This is a genomic window from Paraflavitalea devenefica, assembly GCF_011759375.1.
Taxonomy (GTDB): Bacteria; Bacteroidota; Bacteroidia; order Chitinophagales; family Chitinophagaceae; genus Paraflavitalea; species Paraflavitalea devenefica.
Genome location: NZ_JAARML010000004.1, coordinates 818,288 through 836,018, shown reverse-complemented (window position 1 = coordinate 836,018; position 17,731 = coordinate 818,288). Strand labels below are relative to the sequence as shown.

The window sequence follows — 17,731 nt, the reverse complement described above, 5'->3', positions numbered from 1 at the left end:
ATGAAAACGATAAAACTCTTGCTCACCCTCCTCACTGTTTTCATCCTGCAAAACAGTTATGGCCAGGCCGGTATTTATGGCGAATCCTGCGTAATACGCGGCTCGGTCCAGTCTTATAGTATTACCGGCAACTGGACGCCTTCCACTAATATGGAATGGTGTATTACCGGCGGTACCATTGTGGGTACATCCGGTTCCTGCAAATCAGGAACGCCTGTTCATTCCATCTCGGTCGTCTGGGGCAATGGCGCCGGCGGTACCGTATCACTCTGGAGCTCCATAGGCAGCGCCAGCCTGGATATTGACTTTACCAACAGCCTGAACGGTGGCGCCACAGCGCCTGCTGCACAGCAGGTAACCTATAATAGCATACCGGCCACCATTACCTGTTCGGCGCCTTCCGGTGGTAGCTGTACTTCTACCAACTACAGGTTCCAGTGGCAACAATCAGCAGATACAACCACCTGGACGGATATTGCTGCAGACACCGGCGTCAGTCATTCCTTTTCCGTTGGTCTCACACAAACCATGTATTACCGTAGAAAAGTGACCATTGGCACTAAATACGCTTATTCCACCAGGGCTGCTGTATACATTATTTCCACGCTCCAACCGGGAAACATTGAACCTGCTGCCCAAAGCATCTACACCAATACAGTACCTGTTGCCTTCACCGGTACCGGGGCCTCTGGTGGTAACTGCACAGGTACTTATGCCTACCAGTGGCAATCCGGTACTACTGCAACCACCTTTACCAATATCACCGGCGCTACCAGTGTAACCTATGCACCGCCCGCTTTAACGGCCTCCCGGTATTATCGCCGCCGGGTGATCTGCGGAGCAGATACACTTTACTCCAATACAGCTTACATAGCGGTAGTGCCTCCACTCAATGCCGGCACCCTCCAGGCAGCAGATGATACCATTACCTACAACACCAGTCCCGGCACCATTACAGGCCGTGCAGCTACCGGCGGAAAATGTGGTGGCAACTACTCCTACCAGTGGCAGCACATGAACATTTACTTTTCCTGGGTAGATATTCCCGGCGCCACCGATACCAACTATACACCCGGTAACCTCCTGTACAATACCCACTATCGGCGTAAAGTGACCTGCGGCACAGAAACAAAAACTGCCAATGAAATCTTTATTGCTATCAAAAGCCCCTTACTACCTGGTTCTATCAAAGCTTCTGTACTCAACATCCTGTACAATACAGCGCCCGGTGCTATCACTGTCAATACAGCTCCATCCGGCGGTAACTGTAGCGCTTACAGCTACGAGTGGCAGCGGTCGGCCGATGGTATTACCTTCACCACCATTGCCGGCGCTACCGCCGCCAATTATACCCCCGGCGCCTTAACCGCCAATACGGCCTACCGCCGGAAAATCATTTGCGGTACAGAATCCGGATTCAGTAATGTGGTCACCATCCTCGTACATAACGTGACCGCTGCGGTATTCAATAACAACTATATCCGCACCAGGTCTTTCACAAGACCTGCCATCACTGATAAAGGAGTGGCCGATATCCTGACCGCACCCAACGACGTAAGCCAGGTGACCAGCTATTTTGACGGACTGGCGCGCCTCGTACAAACCGTATCCAGGCAAAAAGGCGCCGGCACTACTCCCAAAGACCTGGTGCAGCCGGTGCAATACGACCGGTTTGGAAGGGAAGCATTCAAGTATATGCCTTATGTGGCTGCCTCCACCGACGGAAACCTTAAACTAAATCCCTTAACTGAACAACAATCCTTTAATACGACCCAGTTCCCGGGAGAATCAGCTTTCTATACACAAACACAGTTTGAAGCGTCTCCATTAAACCGGGATATGAAAACCTCCCCGCCCGGCGCCAATTGGGCTGGCAGCAACAGAGGCGTGGAAACACAATACCTTACCAACAAAGTAACCGATACATTGCGTGTCTGGAATGTGAACACCGATGGTACCTATGCCAGTCCGGGTACCTATTCTATCAACACCGTGTTCAAACTCATTACCACCAATGAAAATGGTAAGCAGATCATTGAATACAAGGACAAGGAAGGAAAACTCATCCTCCGCAAAGTACAACTCGGCAATACACCCGGCGGCGCCCACACCGGCTGGTTGTGCTCCTATTATGTATATGATGTGTACGACAACCTCTGCCTCGTCATACCGCCCAAAGCAGTAGAGCTGCTGCAGGGAAATGCCTGGAACCTGTATTACAATGCAGCCATCATTCCCGAGTATTGCTTTGAATACAAATACGACCGGCGCAACAGGGTCGTTGAAAAAAGAAGCCCTGGCGAAAAAGTAACCTATACAGTCTATGACCGTTGGGACAGGGCAGTGCTGACGCAACATGGTGAGCTGCGCAAACAGAATAAATGGATCTATACGAAGTACGACGCGCAAGACAGATTAATAGTAACCGGCTTTTATGTGGATAACACACGCCTCACCCGTGCACAGATGCAGGCTTTTGTAGATAACATAGTACCGTCCTTAAGCCGGTTTGAAGTCAGGTATAACAATGGCTATACTACCGATCGCAGTTTCCCGTCTACTACAACACCGGAATACCTGTCCATGACCTTTTTTGATGACTATGCCTGGGCGCCCGTGGCCACCACCAAGAACAACAGTTTCGACAGTAAGCTATTGACGCCCTCCAACACAACCTGGCCCTATGCACAGCCCCTTACGCAAAGCACCCGTACAAGAGGACTGGTAACAGGTACAAGGATCTTCCCCGCAAAGGGTGGTTCGGGAGTTTTCAATTCGGTCGTTAACTTCTATGATGAAAACGGACGTATCATCCAGATACAAACACAACATTTTGCCGGAGGTATTGATATCCTTACCACCCAGTATGATTTCGCCGGCAAAGTACTGGCTACCCACCTGCGCCACCAGAAAACATGGCCCAATGCGCAGGAACATGAGGTGCTGACCTTCCATACGTATAATCACGCCGGACTGGTGACCAAAACCGAAAAACAACTCATCAGTACGATGGCCGAAACCAAACCACGGCAAACCATTGCTGTGTATGAGTACAATGACCTGGGACAGCGCAAGACGAAAAAACTGGGAGTGGCCACAAGTCCGGTAGAAACGTTGGATTACCTGTACAACGTACGGGGATGGCTAACCAGTATTAACAAAGATTATGTCAGTGGCGCCACTACTGCCCGTTACTTCGGTCTTGAACATGGTTATGATAAAGCAGCGGCCGCCCCGTCCGGCATCACTTATCAGCGTTTGCAATACAACGGTAACATCAGCGGCACCACCTGGAGAAGCAAAGGCGATGCCATTGCCCGTAAGTTTGATTTCACCTATGATATTTCCGACAGGCTCATCAAAGCCGATTTTATCCAGAACACCAGCGGCACAACGTGGAACAACAGTACCGTAGACTTTAGTGTATATGGCGCGCCCGAACATGGCGGCAACATTGGTTATGATGCCAATGGCAACCTGCTCAGCCTGTTCCAGAATGGCTTATTCCTCACCAGCTCGGCGCCGGTTGATAAACTCCGTTATACCTACCTCAACAGTAACCTGAGCAACAGGTTGTCGGCTGTTACAGAGGATGCCTCCATTGGCCAGACTGCCAACAAGCTCGGCGATTTCACCGATATTAATACTGCCAACAATGACTACAGCTATGATGATAATGGAAACCTGATAGCCGATAAAAACAAGCGCATCAGCAGCATTGTCTATAACTACCTTGATCTTCCCCAAAAGATTACTTTCCTCAACAGTACGGGTGGCACAAAAGGGGTAATTGAATATGAATACGATGCTGCCGGTACAAAAATCCAGAAGTATGTAGCAGAAACAGGCAAGCCACAGAAAATTTGGGTATACATCGGGGGAGTTGTTTATGAAAATGACACCCTGCAGTTCATTACCCATGAGGAAGGCCGCGTGCGGCTTAATAAGTCTCCCACCGCCGCTACCGGTAAATATGAGTATGATTACTTCATACAGGATCACCTTGGCAACACCCGCATGGTGCTTACGGAAGAAGTGCAGGCCGATCCATACACTTTACTCAGCTTTGAAGGAACGGCAGGCACAGCCCCGGTGCAAAACCAGGACGCCCAGTATGAGAACAGAACAGGCGGCTCCATAGCTGTTACCACTGCCAGGACCGCCTGGCCTGCTGCTTACAAAACCTACAATCCTCCTGCTGCCGGCGATACGAACAACTATAGCATGCTGGTGAAGAAAAGCACCGGCGCTATCGGGGCGGCCAAACTGCTCAAAGTAATGAGCGGTGACCGTATCCATGCCCGGGTAGATTACTGGTATGATGTAGTCAATGCCAACAATACCGGCGCCGATGGAAGACAAAGCATCGTATCCAGTCTGCTGGCGGCCTTGGGTCTCAGCAACAAACCATCAGCAATTATCAAAGGCGCTGTAAGTACAGTGACCGGCACACTCAGCAATGATGCCGACTTGCTGTCTTTCCTCAACGCACCTGCTTCCACCAGTGGCAGCAACCAGGCGCCCAAAGCCTATCTCAACATTGTATTCTTTGATGAACAATTTAAGTTTGACAATGTCAACAGCAGGGTATATCCGGTTGCTTACATCGGGGATAAGCTCAGGCGTACCATCGACAGGTTCATGGCCAATGCCATCCCGGTAGTGAAAAACGGATACGCCTACATCTACTTCAGCAATGAGACCAACGAGTCTGTTTACTTTGACAACTTTCAGGTAACACAGGAGCGGGGACGCATACTCGAAGAAACCCACTACTATCCCTTTGGTGGCCGCATGGAAGGTATTTGCAGCAGGGCCTTTGGCAAAACGCCCAACAAATACCAGTTTGGCGGCAAGGAACTACAGAACAAGGAATTCAGCAGTACGGACGGCGAGCCGGACGGATTGGAATGGCTCGACTTTGGCGCCCGTATGTACGATCCACAGATCGGCCGCTGGCATTCACCTGATCCGCAGGGCGAAAAGGGCCGGCGCTGGAGTCCTTATAACTATGCTTTTGATAATCCGATACGTTTCACGGATCCCGACGGCCTCTGGCCCGACGATCCCATCTTTAATGGGCTGCTAAGTGTCTTCACAAGAGCTGCCCAAAATCCCGAAGTACAAAAGAACATGGCAGCTACCAAAACAAGCGCCGGAAAGGTTTTTTCTGGTAGTATTGAGGTGAAGCTGGAAGGCGGGGTAGGTGGTGCCATCCGGTTCACAGCAGGCCCTGCCACCATTAAGGCGGAAGTAAGTGCCGCCAGCATAAAAGGCGATGTCAAGAAAGAAGGAGGCGATACGAAAGGGTCAGTAACAGGCACTCTAGGAGAAGTTAAAGTGGAAGCTGCTGTAAAAGATACCAAAGTAAGCGGGTCTGTAAAAGCGCTCACTGGCGGCCTGAGTTATTCAAAACAAAATGGGTTGGATGGTGATGTAAAGGCGTTGGACAGAAATTCTTCCTGGTCTGAGGGAACAACGGGAATGACGATTACAGAGGATGATATAAAGATAGGAGCAGATGTCAAGTTCTTTAAAGCCGTTAAGGGTGGATTCGATTTCAACTTTGCACACGCCTACCGTACTTTCGAGAATGCCTTGAAAACCGTTAGTTCATTAGGCAAGGCTGCACTGGCGGAATTTAAGAAAGATGCTACTTACAATAATAGAAGTACCCCTAATAGTGGTAGTAGCCCTAACAGTGATCCCAATTATCCGGCTACCAACAGCCCTATATATGGTCGTCATTAACAAGACTGGTTAAACATACCACCAATAAAAATGAGGAGCATAAAAAAGCCCCGCTTGTAAAAGCGGGGCGCTCCCATTCATATGCGTTAACCATTAAACCTTATCCTTAATAAATCTACGGACTATTATGATATAAAGATTTCAGAAATGTATAAAATATGCAGTTTGTGCATTAATTGTGTATTCGACTATAGTAATCCACATCTTTTTTAGGGTTCTGATCCTATTCGGGTATCGCTGGATGTTTATGGGTTATGTGCCTAAATAAAGAACCCCTCTGCTTACGCAGAAGGGCTCCTTTGCTTGTCATGTCAGTGTACCAGCCTCCTCCAACCCCTCCTTCTGAGAGAAAAGAGAAAGGTGGCTGATGAGACATTATCTAAGAAACAACATTTCACGGTACTTAGGCAGTGCCCAATACTCATCGGCTACCAGCAGTTCCAGCTTATCAACACTGTAACGGATAGCATCGAAGAAAGCATCCTTCACCTGGCTTTGGTAAGCGATGGCTTTCGTACGTGTATCAGTCATAGCATTAACTACCTTACGTGCCTCGATCATCTTTTCTACCAGCTCACTCACCTTGCTGATGTGCTCGGAGATCTTCTCTACGATCTGTTTTTGATTGGCATAAGACCCTTCTTTCAGGCCAATTTCTTTCAGACCCTTGATATTGTCGATCAGGATATTCTGATACTTGACAGCGGCAGGCAATACATGGCTCGTGCAAAGCTCACCCATAATGCGGGCTTCAATTTGTACGTGCTTAATGTACTTTTCCAGCTCAATTTCATGACGGGCTTCCAGCTCTACATGGCTCAGTACATTGTTGTGCTCAAACAGGTGCTTGGCCTTTTCAGTCACCATAGCATCCAGCGCCAGCGGAGTAGTGGGGATATTAGGTAAGCCACGTTTTGCAGCTTCCTGGTGCCATTCGTCGCTGTAACCATCGCCTTCGAACAGTACTTTTTCGCTGGCAACGATATACTCGCGGATAACGTGCATGATAGCGATCTCTTTCTTCTCACCTTTTTCGATCAGCGTATCTACATCCTTCTTGAATTGCTTCAGGGTTTCGGCCATGATGCTGTTCAGCGCAGTCATTGCATTGGCGCAATTGGCGCCGGAACCTACCGCACGGAACTCAAACTTGTTACCGGTGAAGGCAAAAGGAGAAGTACGGTTACGGTCAGTATTGTCCAGCAACAGTTCAGGAATGCTGCGGTGCAGGTCCAGCTTCAGGATGGCTTCATCCTGCTCGTCGAACTTGCCGCCTACTCTTTCCTTCACATCAGCCAGCACCTTGCTCAGGTATTGACCAATAAATACAGAGATAATAGCAGGAGGAGCTTCATTGGCACCCAGGCGGTGATCATTACCCGCAGAAGCGATAGAAGACCTTAAAACATCAGAATAATCATGTACTGCCTTAATGGTATTTACAAAGAAGGTCAGGAACATCAGGTTCGTCTTCGGCGTTTTACCGGGAGCCAGCAGGTTTACACCTGTATCAGTAGCCATGCTCCAGTTATTGTGCTTACCGCTACCGTTGATGCCAGCAAATGGTTTCTCATGCAACAGGGCGCGCAGTTTATGACGGCGGGCAACACGGTCCATGATGTCCATCAGCAGGGTGTTGTGGTCAACCGCAACGCTCACTTCTTCAAAGATAGGAGCGCACTCAAACTGTGAAGGCGCTACCTCATTGTGACGCGTGCGTAAAGGAATACCCAGCTTGTAAGATTCTGTTTCGTAATCACGCATAAAAGCGTACACTCTTTCAGGAATAGAACCGAAATAGTGATCTTCCAACTGTTGGCCTTTCGCAGGAGCGTGACCAAATACGGTACGGCCGCTCATCACCAGGTCAGGACGGGCATTGAACATAGCTTCGTCAACTACGAAGTACTCTTGCTCCCAACCCAAAGTAGCTGTTACCTTATTTACATTCTTATCGAAATAGTTGCACACTTCTACAGCCGCTTTGTTCAGGGCTTCCAGTGATTTCAGCAACGGTGCTTTATAGTCCAGTGTTTCACCGGTATAGGAAACGAAGATCGTAGGGATACACAGTGTTTTACCTTCGCCGATCTCCATGATGAAGGGAGGAGAAGAAGGGTCCCAGGCTGTATAACCACGGGCTTCGAAAGTAGCGCGGATACCGCCGCTGGGGAAAGAGGAAGCATCGGGCTCTTGTTGTATAAGTGCATCACCATCAAAAGTTTCGAGGGCACTGCCATCGCTTTTCAGGGTGAAGAAAGAATCATGTTTTTCAGCAGTGGTGCCAGTCAGTGGTTGGAACCAGTGTGTATAGTGTGTAACACCTTTTGTTTCAGCCCATTGACGCAAACCGGCAGATATCTGGTTCGCCATCGCCCTGTCAATCTTCTTGCCGCCTTTAATAGAGGTCAGCAGGCTCTTATAAGCCTCATCACTTAAAAATTCACGGGCCGTCTTAAGTGTAAATACATTCTCCCCGAAGATACCGGTAATTTTGGGTGACCCTTCCACGGCAGTACCGTTGGAATGCGTCAGGTCATTGATAGCTTTAAAGCGTAATGATTCCATTTCTTAATTTTTTGCGTGTTGTGCAAATAAACAATAAATGGAGTGGATAAAAAACTTTTTGGGTCCAATGTGCGTTTTTTTAAACAAAATGTGGGAAAAGCTGCCGTGTTATTGAATGAAATGATAGAATCCTGATTAAAAACGGCAGGAAATTAAATATTTTTCTTTTTATTAATTTAACTGTTTAACCACCGGTTAACAATTGCATAACGGGCCACCCGGCGCCCGGAAATGCTAAACCCGTAATTGCCTTCCCACTACAATCAACAAAAACAACTCAGGTATAACCTTATACCGCACAATAGCTCCCGGAAAAGGGATCACGTAACCAATAAAAATATACAGGCTAACGCCGAAGAACAGCAGGAGCCATAACAGGGGAGGTACGCCGGAAGAGTTGTCCTTTTTACGCCACACAACAGCCAGTGCCACCAGTAACCAGAACAGCAGCATATCCAGTGCTGTCATCACCTGCAGCAGGCCTCTTGCTTCCCACAAAAAGGGGCGCAGGAAAGTGTTACTGATCGCCTGGGGGAGTATGCGCAAAAAGCTGCCGGCAGTGGGCTCCAGGTTATCCAGGGGTAAGCGCGTATTACCATGCAGGGCTAAGAACTCCTGTTGCCGGGCTACAATAAACGAGGGGAAATTGAAGGCGCCCGGAAACAGGGTGCTGCCAAAAAATAACAGGACCGATACGCCGTACGCAATAAGGAAAACTGGCAGCGGGCGGCGATCATACCGCACCGCAATAAACCAGGCTGCCAGGGCAGGCGCCAGTAACAAGATCACCACATCCCTGAAAATAATGACACCAGCTATTCCCAATAGTAGGTACAACAGGGAGCTTTTTTTATGGTCCTGTATCCAGCGGCAGGCATGCAACAGCAATAACGACACGAACAGGAACAACAACCCATCCGACCGCATACCGCTTAACCAGAAGATCACCGGAGGATAAAAGAAGATCAGTAAAAACCACAACCTTCTCTTGTGAGGAAAAGCGCCGGTTACCAGTTTAAACAACCAGTAATGCCCCCAGAAAGTAAGGAAGCTGAAAAAAACAGCATTGGCATAATAATTTCCCCGGCTGATCACATTGAAAATACCCAGTGCTTTGGCCGGCAGGTGCAGCTCCAGCTTGTCCAGGTAATGACGAAGGGCGAACCCGGTATCTCCCTGTGCCACCTGCCAGGCATGTGCGGGCGTTAAATCCCCAAAAAATTGCCCGGGGTCATTAAACAATAATTGCCATTCCTGCAGTGACACCTTATGCAGCGCCCAGGTATCATCCCCGCCATAATAATGCAGGAAAACATAACCATAGGCGCAAGCCATCAACACCTTGAAACCAAAGGCAGCCACCAGCTCCGGGATGGTAAGCCGGGTATCCGGGTGGCGCGTCATCAACCGTAGGAGGAAAGCAAACAATACAAACAAAAAAAGTGTAATCACCATGGTAACCATTGCCTGGTTATTGCAATTGCGATCAAATCTATACATTTGATGCAATATTTGCCAATGTCCGGTATTGTTGCCTCACATAAAACTTCCATCGCTTTCGTATCCAACAGCGCCTGGTCGGTATACAACTTCCGCCTGGATGTCATCAATAACCTTATAAGGCAAGGATATCAAGTGATCGTGCTGGCGCCGGATGATCCCTACTCTCCGTTGCTCCGGGAAAATGGTTGTCATTTCATTCCTATCAGCTTTGATAACAAAACGAAAAACCCTTTCCGGGACATCTCCTTTTATTGGCAGTTAAAGCGGTTATACCGTACCCACAAGCCCGATTTTATCTTTCATTATGTAGCCAAACCCAACATCTATGGTACGCTGGCGGCGGCGGCCAATGGCATCCCTTCTGTGGCTGTCATTACAGGGCTGGGATATGCATTTGACAAAAAGAACTGGCTATACCAGGTCATCAGGCTGCTGTACAAAAGGTCACTGCGTGTGGCAAAAGAAGTATGGTTCCTCAACAATGAAGATGCCCGGGTTTTCATTGATGAAAAAATAGTCAACATTGAAAAAGTAAAAGTATTGCCGGGAGAGGGGATCAATACCAGTCACTTCTCCCCTTATAAGCCTGCGCAGGAAGTACACCATACCTTCACCTTCCTCATGAGCACCCGCCTGCTCAAAAGCAAAGGCATTGGTCTCTACGCCGATGCAGCCCGTATCCTCAAAAAGAAAAACTACGACGTACGCTTTGAATTAATAGGCTTCTTTGAAAACCATCACCCGGATTCTATTACGCAGGAAGAGCTGGCCCGCTGGGAGCGGGAGGGACTTATACACTATGGCGGATTTGCCAATGATGTACGTCCCTTTCTTACAAAAGCCGATTGTTTTGTATTCCCTTCCTTCTACAATGAAGGCATTCCCCGTTGCCTCATGGAGGCGGCAGCCATGGAGCTGCCCATCATCACTTCGCTCAACCGGGGCTGTAAAGAAGTGGTGCTCAACAATTCGACCGGTTACATTTGCAACCGTCATGATCCTTTTGACCTGGCCGATAAAATGGAGAAAATGATCAACCTCTCCGCAGAAGAGCGTGCCCGCATGGGCAAGAACGGCCGCGCCCTCGTGGTACGCAAATTCAACATCACCACTGTTATTGATGAATATACAGATACCCTGCAAAACGACCTGCCTGATTGAGGTCGAGAGTGGTGAGTTGTCAGTTGTGAGTAAATGGCTGTATTGCTCACAAGGCCTGTTGACGATTTACCTAAACGCTTCGGGAAATTTTTCCTGCAGGAACGCTACTACCCCCGACCCCCGTATTTGTTTCTCCCACATCCACTCCGTCAGATCCGGAAAAGAATAATCAAACGCCTGCACCTTTTCCCAGGTGAAATTGGACAAGTCAGGCTCCAGGTAAAAATAATGGCCGCCCGACCGGGCCTGGAAATCCCGCATCCAGGCAAAATGCGTGGTAACAATGGGGGTGCGGCAGGCCGCGTATTCCAGCAGCTTGGTAGAAGTTTGCCGGTTATGGGGCGCTATATCCGGTTTATAATTAATCGCGAAGCGGGCCTGTTGTATCAGTTCCAGCACGGAAGATTGAGCTACCGGCCCCTTGAAAACTATATTGGCCGATGAGCTGTACTTGCTGCGCAGGTGTTCATACTCCCGGCTCACCACCAGCAGGGAACGGCCCGCCAGCGGGGCGCGGGCTGCAAAATGGTCCAGCAGTCTTTCAATTTGAGTGTCCCGCCTTACCGATCCTACATAAATAAAATCATACAGCTTCTCTGTAGAGGGAGGGGCAGTGGATAGCTGTTCGGGCCATAAGCCCATATCCCGGAATCCGTAGGGCACATTGTCCCGGAAAGAAAAAATATCCTTCACATAAGCATTCAGGAAAAGCCGGTAATGCGGACGGGTGTTCAAAAAACGTTTGGCCAGGTCCTTCCATTGCCTTGCCGGCGGTACGGAGCCCGAGGCATACTCATGGATGCGGTAAATACCCGGCTGGGGCTTATAGAGATCGGTACCCATCAGCCACCAGTCTACATCCCTGTCTCCACCCAGCTTAGCCGGGGTGGTGGTAATACAGGTAATACCATAGCCCGCAAAAAAACGCTGGTAAGCGTCGAGCTCTGGCAGGAAAGCCTTGTTGTTATGTACGAATGCGATGATCATCCAATTATATAAAACAGCGATAAATGTACTTCTTTCTCTTCACTCATCACTGTTCAAAACTTGTATAAAACAAAAGCAAGTAGCCTGTCAATCAGTTCCTTGTACTTTAGTTAAGCTAATTTTTTATCAGCCCTCTGCACAAAAGAATCCTAAATCCGGAAGGCTGAATCCGAAATCAATAGTACTTTTGCGGCACCATGGAAATAACAGTAAAAACGGCGCAGCAGTTACGCCTTACTCCCGAAGAATTTGAGCTGATCAAACAGAAACTTGGACGTACACCCAACTTCAACGAACTCTGTGCCTTCAGTGGCATGTGGAGCGAACACTGTAGTTACAAGAACTCCATCAAATGGTTAAAAACACTGCCCCGTGAAGGCAAAAAAATGCTCGTAAAGGCCGGTGAAGAAAATGCCGGTCTTATGGACATTGGCGACGGCTACGGCGTAGTATTTAAAATAGAATCCCACAATCACCCCTCTGCCATCGAACCCTTCCAGGGTGCGGCTACCGGGGTGGGAGGTATTCACCGCGATATCTTTACCATGGGCGCCCGTCCTGTGGCATCTCTCAACTCCCTCCGTTTTGGCAACCTGAAAGATGCCAAAACCCAACACCTGCTCAGTGGCGTAGTACATGGCATTGGCCATTATGGCAACTGCTTTGGCGTACCTACTGTAGGCGGCGAGATCTACTTTGAAGGCCGCTACCATACCAATCCGCTCGTGAATGCCATGAGCGTAGGTATTGTAAAGAACGGTGAAACCATCTCCGCTACTGCTGAAGGCATTGGTAACCCCGTATTCTTTGTAGGTTCAGCCACCGGTAAAGACGGTATCGGAGGCGCTTCCTTCGCTTCTGCCGATATTACTGCGGAGAGTACCCAGGAACTGCCAGCCGTGCAGGTGGGCGATCCCTTCCAGGAAAAGAAACTGCTGGAAGCCTGTCTCGAAGTAATACAAACCGGCGCTGTAGTAGGTATGCAGGACATGGGTGCTGCCGGCATCATCTGTTCTACGGCCGAAATGAGCGCCAAGGGTGGTGTAGGTATGCGCATTGACCTTGATAAAGTGCCTACCCGTCAGGCCAACATGAAAACATGGGAGCTGCTCCTGAGCGAAAGCCAGGAACGCATGCTCATGGTGGTGGAAAAAGGAAAAGAAGAGCTGGTAAAGAAAGTATTTGAAAAGTGGGACCTTCCCTGCTCCAACATCGGTGAAGTGACCGGCGACGGTATCCTGAAATTCTACATGCATGGTGAACTGGAAGCAGAACTGCCGGCTGAAGAACTCGTACTCGGTGGCGGCGCTCCCCAATACACCCGCGAATACAAAGAACCTGCTTACCTCGAAAAGATCAAAGCATTTGATGCAGCAGCCATCGAAGTGCCTGCAGATCTTAAAGCGGTGGCAGAAGAACTCGTTACCATTCCCAACATCGCTTCCAAGCGTTGGGTATATGTACAATACGATAGCATGGTAGGCGCCGGCAATGCTTCTACCAACCAGCCAAGCGATGCGGCCATTGTTATTGGTAAACCTACCGGTAAAGGATTGGCCTTAACCACCGATTGTAACAGCCGGTATGTATTTGCCGATCCTTACAAAGGGGCTATGATCGCTGTGGCCGAAGCTTCCCGGAACATCGTATGCAGTGGCGGTCAGCCATTGGGTGTTACCAACTGTCTCAACTTCGGTAATCCTTACGATCCGGAGATATACTACCAGTTCGTACATGCCATCAAAGGTATGGGCGAAGCCTGCCGCAAATTCGATACACCGGTAACAGGTGGTAACGTAAGCTTCTACAACCAGAACCCTGATGGCGCGGTATATCCTACACCAACCATTGGTATGGTGGGACTGTTAGATAGCGTAAATGATAAAATGACCATGTACTTCAAAGAGGAAGGCGATGTCATCTTCCTGGTAGGCGAGGCGCGTGGCGACATCAACTCTTCTGAATACCTGCATAAAATAAAAGGAGTAGAATTCAGCCCTGCTCCGCACTTTGACCTGGAAGAAGAATTTGCCCTGCAGCAAAAAATAGCTGCCCTCATCAAGGCCGGCATCCTGCAATCGGCCCACGATGTCAGTGAAGGTGGTTTATTCATCACCTTGCTCGAATCCTGCTTCCACAGCAACCTGGGGGTAGATGTAGTGGCCACTGATAGCGATATCCGTAAAGACGGTTACTGGTTTGGCGAGGCCCAGAGCAGGGTAGTGGTGAGTGTAAAACCGGCACAGGTAGCAGCCTTGCGTAAATTGCTGGGCGATTATCCTTTCCAGGAATTGGGTTTTGTAACCAATGGTTCCATTGAAATAGATGGTATGAACTGGGGCAACATCATCACCTGGAAAGAAAAATACGATACCGCCATCGAAAACCTGCTGGCAGACACTGAATCTGAACAGGCGCTGAGCGCGTTATAATTACTAAACATGGATCACTCAAGTAAAAAGATAGTAGTAACGGGTGCGGCAGGATTCATCGGCAGTTGCCTGGTAGGTTTTCTCAACGAAAAAGGGTTCAACAACCTCATCGTAGTAGACGAATTTGAGCGGCAGGATAAATATCCGAACCTGCAAGGCAAGCAGTTTACAGAGAAGGTAGACCGGGACCAGTTCTTCCAATGGCTGGACAAACAATCCCAACCGGTTGACTTCATCTTTCACATAGGCGCCCGTACAGATACCACGGAGTTTGATTATTCCGTACATGAGCGCCTCAATGTGGAATATTCCAAAAAAGTATGGAACTACTGCGTGCAGCACCAGGTGCCACTGGTATATGCATCTTCTGCAGCGACCTATGGCGCCGGTGAACTGGGATACAATGATGACCATGAAGTACCGTACAAGCTCAAGCCACTGAACCCTTATGGGGTATCAAAAAATGAGTTTGACAAATGGGCTTTGCAGCAGCCCGCACAACCGCCCTGCTGGGCCGGGCTCAAATTCTTTAATGTATACGGCCCCAATGAATACCACAAGGCACGTATGGCCAGCGTAATCTGGCATTCATTCAACCAGATCGGGAAAGATGGTGTAGTGAAACTGTTCAAGTCCCATCGTCCCGATTTCAAAGACGGCCAGCAATTACGTGATTTTGTGTATGTGAAGGATGTGCTCAAAGTATGTTACTGGTTAATGGGACAAGCCATCAATAACAACTGGAAGCCAGGCGCCAATGGTTTATACAACCTCGGTACCGGTAAAGCCCGGAGTTTTGAAGACCTCGTGAAAGCTACTTTTGCAGGGCTGGACAAAGCATCCAATATCCAGTACATCGACATGCCGGAGGACATCCGTGATAAATACCAATACTTCACAGAGGCCAATATGAGCAAACTCATTAATGCCGGCTATTCCGAACATTTCTATTCACTGGAACAAGGCGTGGACGACTATGTACGCAATTACCTGGCGCCCAGAAAGTATTACTGAGATTTGTCTGGCATTATTTGATACACTATTTCCCGGATGCCGGCTTCTTGTAACGCTGTATTTATACTGGATTCTGTATGCTGAATTCTGAATTCTTAAATGTATTTCCATGAGCAAAAAGATCGCCATCATTGGCGGAGGCAACTTAGGCACTGCGATCGCAGAAGGATTGATCAACAGCGGGTTCTCCAAACCTGAACATATACTCATTACCAAGCGTAATGTAAAAACACTGCAACCCTTGCAGCAGAAAGGCGTATTCATCAGTGATGATAATGCAGAAGCTGTCCGCTTTGCCGACCTGATCATACTGGCTGTAAAGCCCTTCCAGGTAGATGATGTGGTAGGCAAACTGAAAGATATCCTCGACCCCGCAAAGCATGTACTGATCTCTGTGGTAACGGGTATTACCATTCAGCACCTGCTCAAGGCTGCCGGAAAGAAAGTGCCGGTCATCCGGGCTATGCCCAATACGGCCATTGCGATTCAGGAAAGCATGACCTGCATGGCAGCGCATGAAGTGAGCAGCGAGCTGGTGAATTATACCGAAGACCTGTTCAATCAACTGGGCAGGGTAGTGTGGATAGATGAAAAGCTGATGGATGCGGCTACCGTATTAGGCGCTTGTGGTACAGCCTATGCCATGCGTTATATCCGTGCCAACATACAGGGGGGGATAGAAATTGGCTTTGATGCTGCTACTGCTACGCTCATTGCTGCACAAACCGTTAAAGGCGCTGCAGAACTATTATTGAAAAAAGGATCGCACCCCGAGCAGGAAATTGATAAAGTAACCACGCCGAAGGGATGCACCATTGCTGGTCTCAATGAAATGGAACACCAGGGATTCAGCTCTTCGCTCATCAAGGGCATCGTTGCCAGCTACGATAAGATCGCTAAGGATTAAGCGGTCGGAATTTCTATCATGGCGCGGGTACCTTTTCCGGGAGCGGAGGTAAGGGTCAGCTTTCCGCCGATCATCTTCACCCGGTTTTGTATATTGAGCAGGCCGATCCCTTTGGTAGTACCGGCCGGCATACTTTCCATATCAAAGCCCTTACCATTATCGGATACAGCGATCGTCAAAAGCGCCTCTTCATACTGCATGTGAATGGCTACGGTGGTAGCTTCCGCATGTTTCAACGTATTATTCAGCAGTTCCTGCACCACCCGCAGCAAGACCAGCTCTTTTTGTGAAGGCTGCTTTTCCGGGTAGCCTGCCAGCTCAAAGGACGTTGTATAACTGTTTGTTTTCTCCAGTTGTTCCAGTTGTTGCTTAATGGCGCCCGGCAATCCTATATGATCAAGAAAATCGGGGTTGAGGCTATGTGCCAGGTTTCGCACATCTTTAATAGCATTGCTCACCATTTGTTTGCAACTGTCAATGGACTGGGTTACCTGCTCAGGGTTTTGCGGGTCTACCGTAACAATCGTAAGCTTCAGGAGGGTGAGGTTTTGCCCGATATTATCATGGATCTCCTGGCTGATCGTGCGGAAAGTCTCTTCCTGTATTTCCAGCTTTGTTTTAAGAAGCTCTTCTGTATAGGCGGACTCCAGGCGCTTTTTTTCGGCCAGCATGGTCCGTTTCCTATTATTAAAATACAGGAGCGCCAGTAAAAACATGACGCCCATGAACAATAAGATAATGATCACGGAGGCGATTACTATGATAATTTCCTGCTGCATTGAAAAAAGCCGTAGCCCCAGGCGGTATATAAGATCACATTTAATATCGGCGATAGGGCACGGTAAAGGGATTTATGGTCGATCTGAATATTATTGCTGATGATATACCGGTGAAGGCCAAAAAGTACGATCGTGCCCAGGCTGAAAAACAGCGTGCCCGCATTGATCCAGAAAAAGGGCTCCTTAAAAAGGATCCTGCTGTCGTCATCGCTGTACACCAACTGGAACAGCACAATACAACTGATCACAACATTGATCAGTTGGGTAAGGATCAGCGAATAAGTATTGAACTTCCAGAACCCTTCCAGCAAAGTAATATTCAGCAACAGGAAGGCGATTACCAGGAAGCCAATGATCTGGTACACTTCCCGCATCCTTTTGTCCATCACCAGCATGCGGTAAAAAAAGTACAGCAGGAAGATTTCATTTACCAATAAATAAATATTGTACAGAAAGTAATTATTACGCCATCCAAACAGCTTATAATTGACGCCGGTTATCTCAATAACATTAATAATCACCAGCAGCGGAATAAATCCCCTGATATGCCATGCCATAAGCCCCCTGCTGCTAACAATAGCCAGCAGGAGGCTGAGCAGTTGAAAATATTGAAACCATTCGATAGTCAT

The 17,731-nt window shown here is 48.5% G+C and carries 10 protein-coding genes; 5 read left to right on the top strand and 5 right to left on the bottom strand.

The window, feature by feature from the left end; translation table 11 throughout:
- On the top strand, positions 1-5,751 hold the full coding sequence (locus tag HB364_RS24930; protein ID WP_167291041.1) for a DUF6443 domain-containing protein: 5,751 nt from the start codon (positions 1-3) through the stop codon (positions 5,749-5,751).
- A 375-nt stretch (positions 5,752-6,126) separates the two neighbouring features.
- Here HB364_RS24930 and HB364_RS24925 read toward each other — a convergent pair whose 3' ends face one another.
- Both HB364_RS24925 and HB364_RS24920 read right to left on the bottom strand, forming a co-directional pair.
- On the bottom strand, positions 6,127-8,319 hold the full coding sequence (locus HB364_RS24925; protein WP_167291040.1) for a glutamine synthetase III family protein: 2,193 nt from the start codon (positions 8,317-8,319) through the stop codon (positions 6,127-6,129).
- Positions 8,320-8,553: 234 nt separating this feature from the next.
- On the bottom strand, positions 8,554-9,819 hold the full coding sequence (locus tag HB364_RS24920) for a hypothetical protein (RefSeq protein WP_167291039.1): 1,266 nt from the start codon (positions 9,817-9,819) through the stop codon (positions 8,554-8,556).
- Positions 9,820-9,837: 18 nt separating this feature from the next.
- Here HB364_RS24920 and HB364_RS24915 point away from each other — a divergent pair, with 18 nt between their 5' ends.
- Positions 9,838-10,983 (top strand): glycosyltransferase family 4 protein, encoded by a 1,146-nt coding sequence (locus HB364_RS24915; protein WP_167291038.1) that lies wholly within the window; start codon positions 9,838-9,840, stop codon positions 10,981-10,983.
- 66 nt (positions 10,984-11,049) lie between these two features.
- Here the strand turns inward: HB364_RS24915 and HB364_RS24910 are convergent, their stop codons facing one another.
- Positions 11,050-11,970: a glycosyltransferase family protein gene (locus HB364_RS24910; protein ID WP_167291037.1), complete on the bottom strand. Its 921-nt coding sequence runs from the start codon at positions 11,968-11,970 to the stop codon at positions 11,050-11,052.
- A gap of 197 nt (positions 11,971-12,167) precedes the next feature.
- On the opposite strand from HB364_RS24910, the gene purL reads away from it, so the two are divergent.
- The 3 genes from purL (at position 12,168) to proC (ending at position 16,323) form a co-directional block, all read left to right on the top strand.
- The gene (gene purL / locus HB364_RS24905; RefSeq protein WP_167291036.1) at positions 12,168-14,402 is read left to right on the top strand and encodes a phosphoribosylformylglycinamidine synthase subunit PurL; all 2,235 of its coding nucleotides are present in this window, start codon (positions 12,168-12,170) and stop codon (positions 14,400-14,402) included.
- A 9-nt stretch (positions 14,403-14,411) separates the two neighbouring features.
- Positions 14,412-15,416 carry an ADP-glyceromanno-heptose 6-epimerase gene (gene rfaD / locus HB364_RS24900; protein WP_167291035.1) on the top strand — a complete coding sequence of 335 codons (1,005 nt, stop codon included), beginning with the start codon at positions 14,412-14,414 and terminating at the stop codon, positions 15,414-15,416.
- 109 nt (positions 15,417-15,525) lie between these two features.
- Positions 15,526-16,323 carry a pyrroline-5-carboxylate reductase gene (gene proC / locus HB364_RS24895; protein ID WP_167291034.1) on the top strand — a complete coding sequence of 266 codons (798 nt, stop codon included), beginning with the start codon at positions 15,526-15,528 and terminating at the stop codon, positions 16,321-16,323.
- Here the strand turns inward: proC and HB364_RS24890 are convergent.
- Positions 16,320-17,102, bottom strand: a complete 783-nt coding sequence (locus tag HB364_RS24890; protein WP_167291033.1) for a sensor histidine kinase — start codon at positions 17,100-17,102, stop codon at positions 16,320-16,322. The two genes, proC and HB364_RS24890, sit on opposite strands and share 4 nt — an antisense overlap.
- Complete coding sequence (locus HB364_RS24885; RefSeq protein ID WP_167291032.1) at positions 17,081-17,731, bottom strand: hypothetical protein; 651 nt, start codon at positions 17,729-17,731, stop codon at positions 17,081-17,083. Before HB364_RS24885 ends, HB364_RS24890 begins: the two co-directional genes overlap by 22 nt.

Excerpts from the sequence above, each read along its gene's own strand:
- HB364_RS24930 (WP_167291041.1), top strand. The coding sequence starts at position 1 with ATGAAAACGATAAAACTCTTGCTCACCCTCCTCACTGTTTTCATCCTG.
- HB364_RS24925 (WP_167291040.1), bottom strand. The coding sequence starts at position 8,319 with ATGGAATCATTACGCTTTAAAGCTATCAATGACCTGACGCATTCCAAC.
- HB364_RS24920 (WP_167291039.1), bottom strand. The coding sequence starts at position 9,819 with ATGTATAGATTTGATCGCAATTGCAATAACCAGGCAATGGTTACCATG.
- HB364_RS24915 (WP_167291038.1), top strand. The coding sequence starts at position 9,838 with ATGTCCGGTATTGTTGCCTCACATAAAACTTCCATCGCTTTCGTATCC.
- HB364_RS24910 (WP_167291037.1), bottom strand. The coding sequence starts at position 11,970 with ATGATCATCGCATTCGTACATAACAACAAGGCTTTCCTGCCAGAGCTC.
- purL (WP_167291036.1), top strand. The coding sequence starts at position 12,168 with ATGGAAATAACAGTAAAAACGGCGCAGCAGTTACGCCTTACTCCCGAA.
- rfaD (WP_167291035.1), top strand. The coding sequence starts at position 14,412 with ATGGATCACTCAAGTAAAAAGATAGTAGTAACGGGTGCGGCAGGATTC.
- proC (WP_167291034.1), top strand. The coding sequence starts at position 15,526 with ATGAGCAAAAAGATCGCCATCATTGGCGGAGGCAACTTAGGCACTGCG.
- HB364_RS24890 (WP_167291033.1), bottom strand. The coding sequence starts at position 17,102 with ATGCAGCAGGAAATTATCATAGTAATCGCCTCCGTGATCATTATCTTA.
- HB364_RS24885 (WP_167291032.1), bottom strand. The coding sequence starts at position 17,731 with ATGACTATCGAATGGTTTCAATATTTTCAACTGCTCAGCCTCCTGCTG.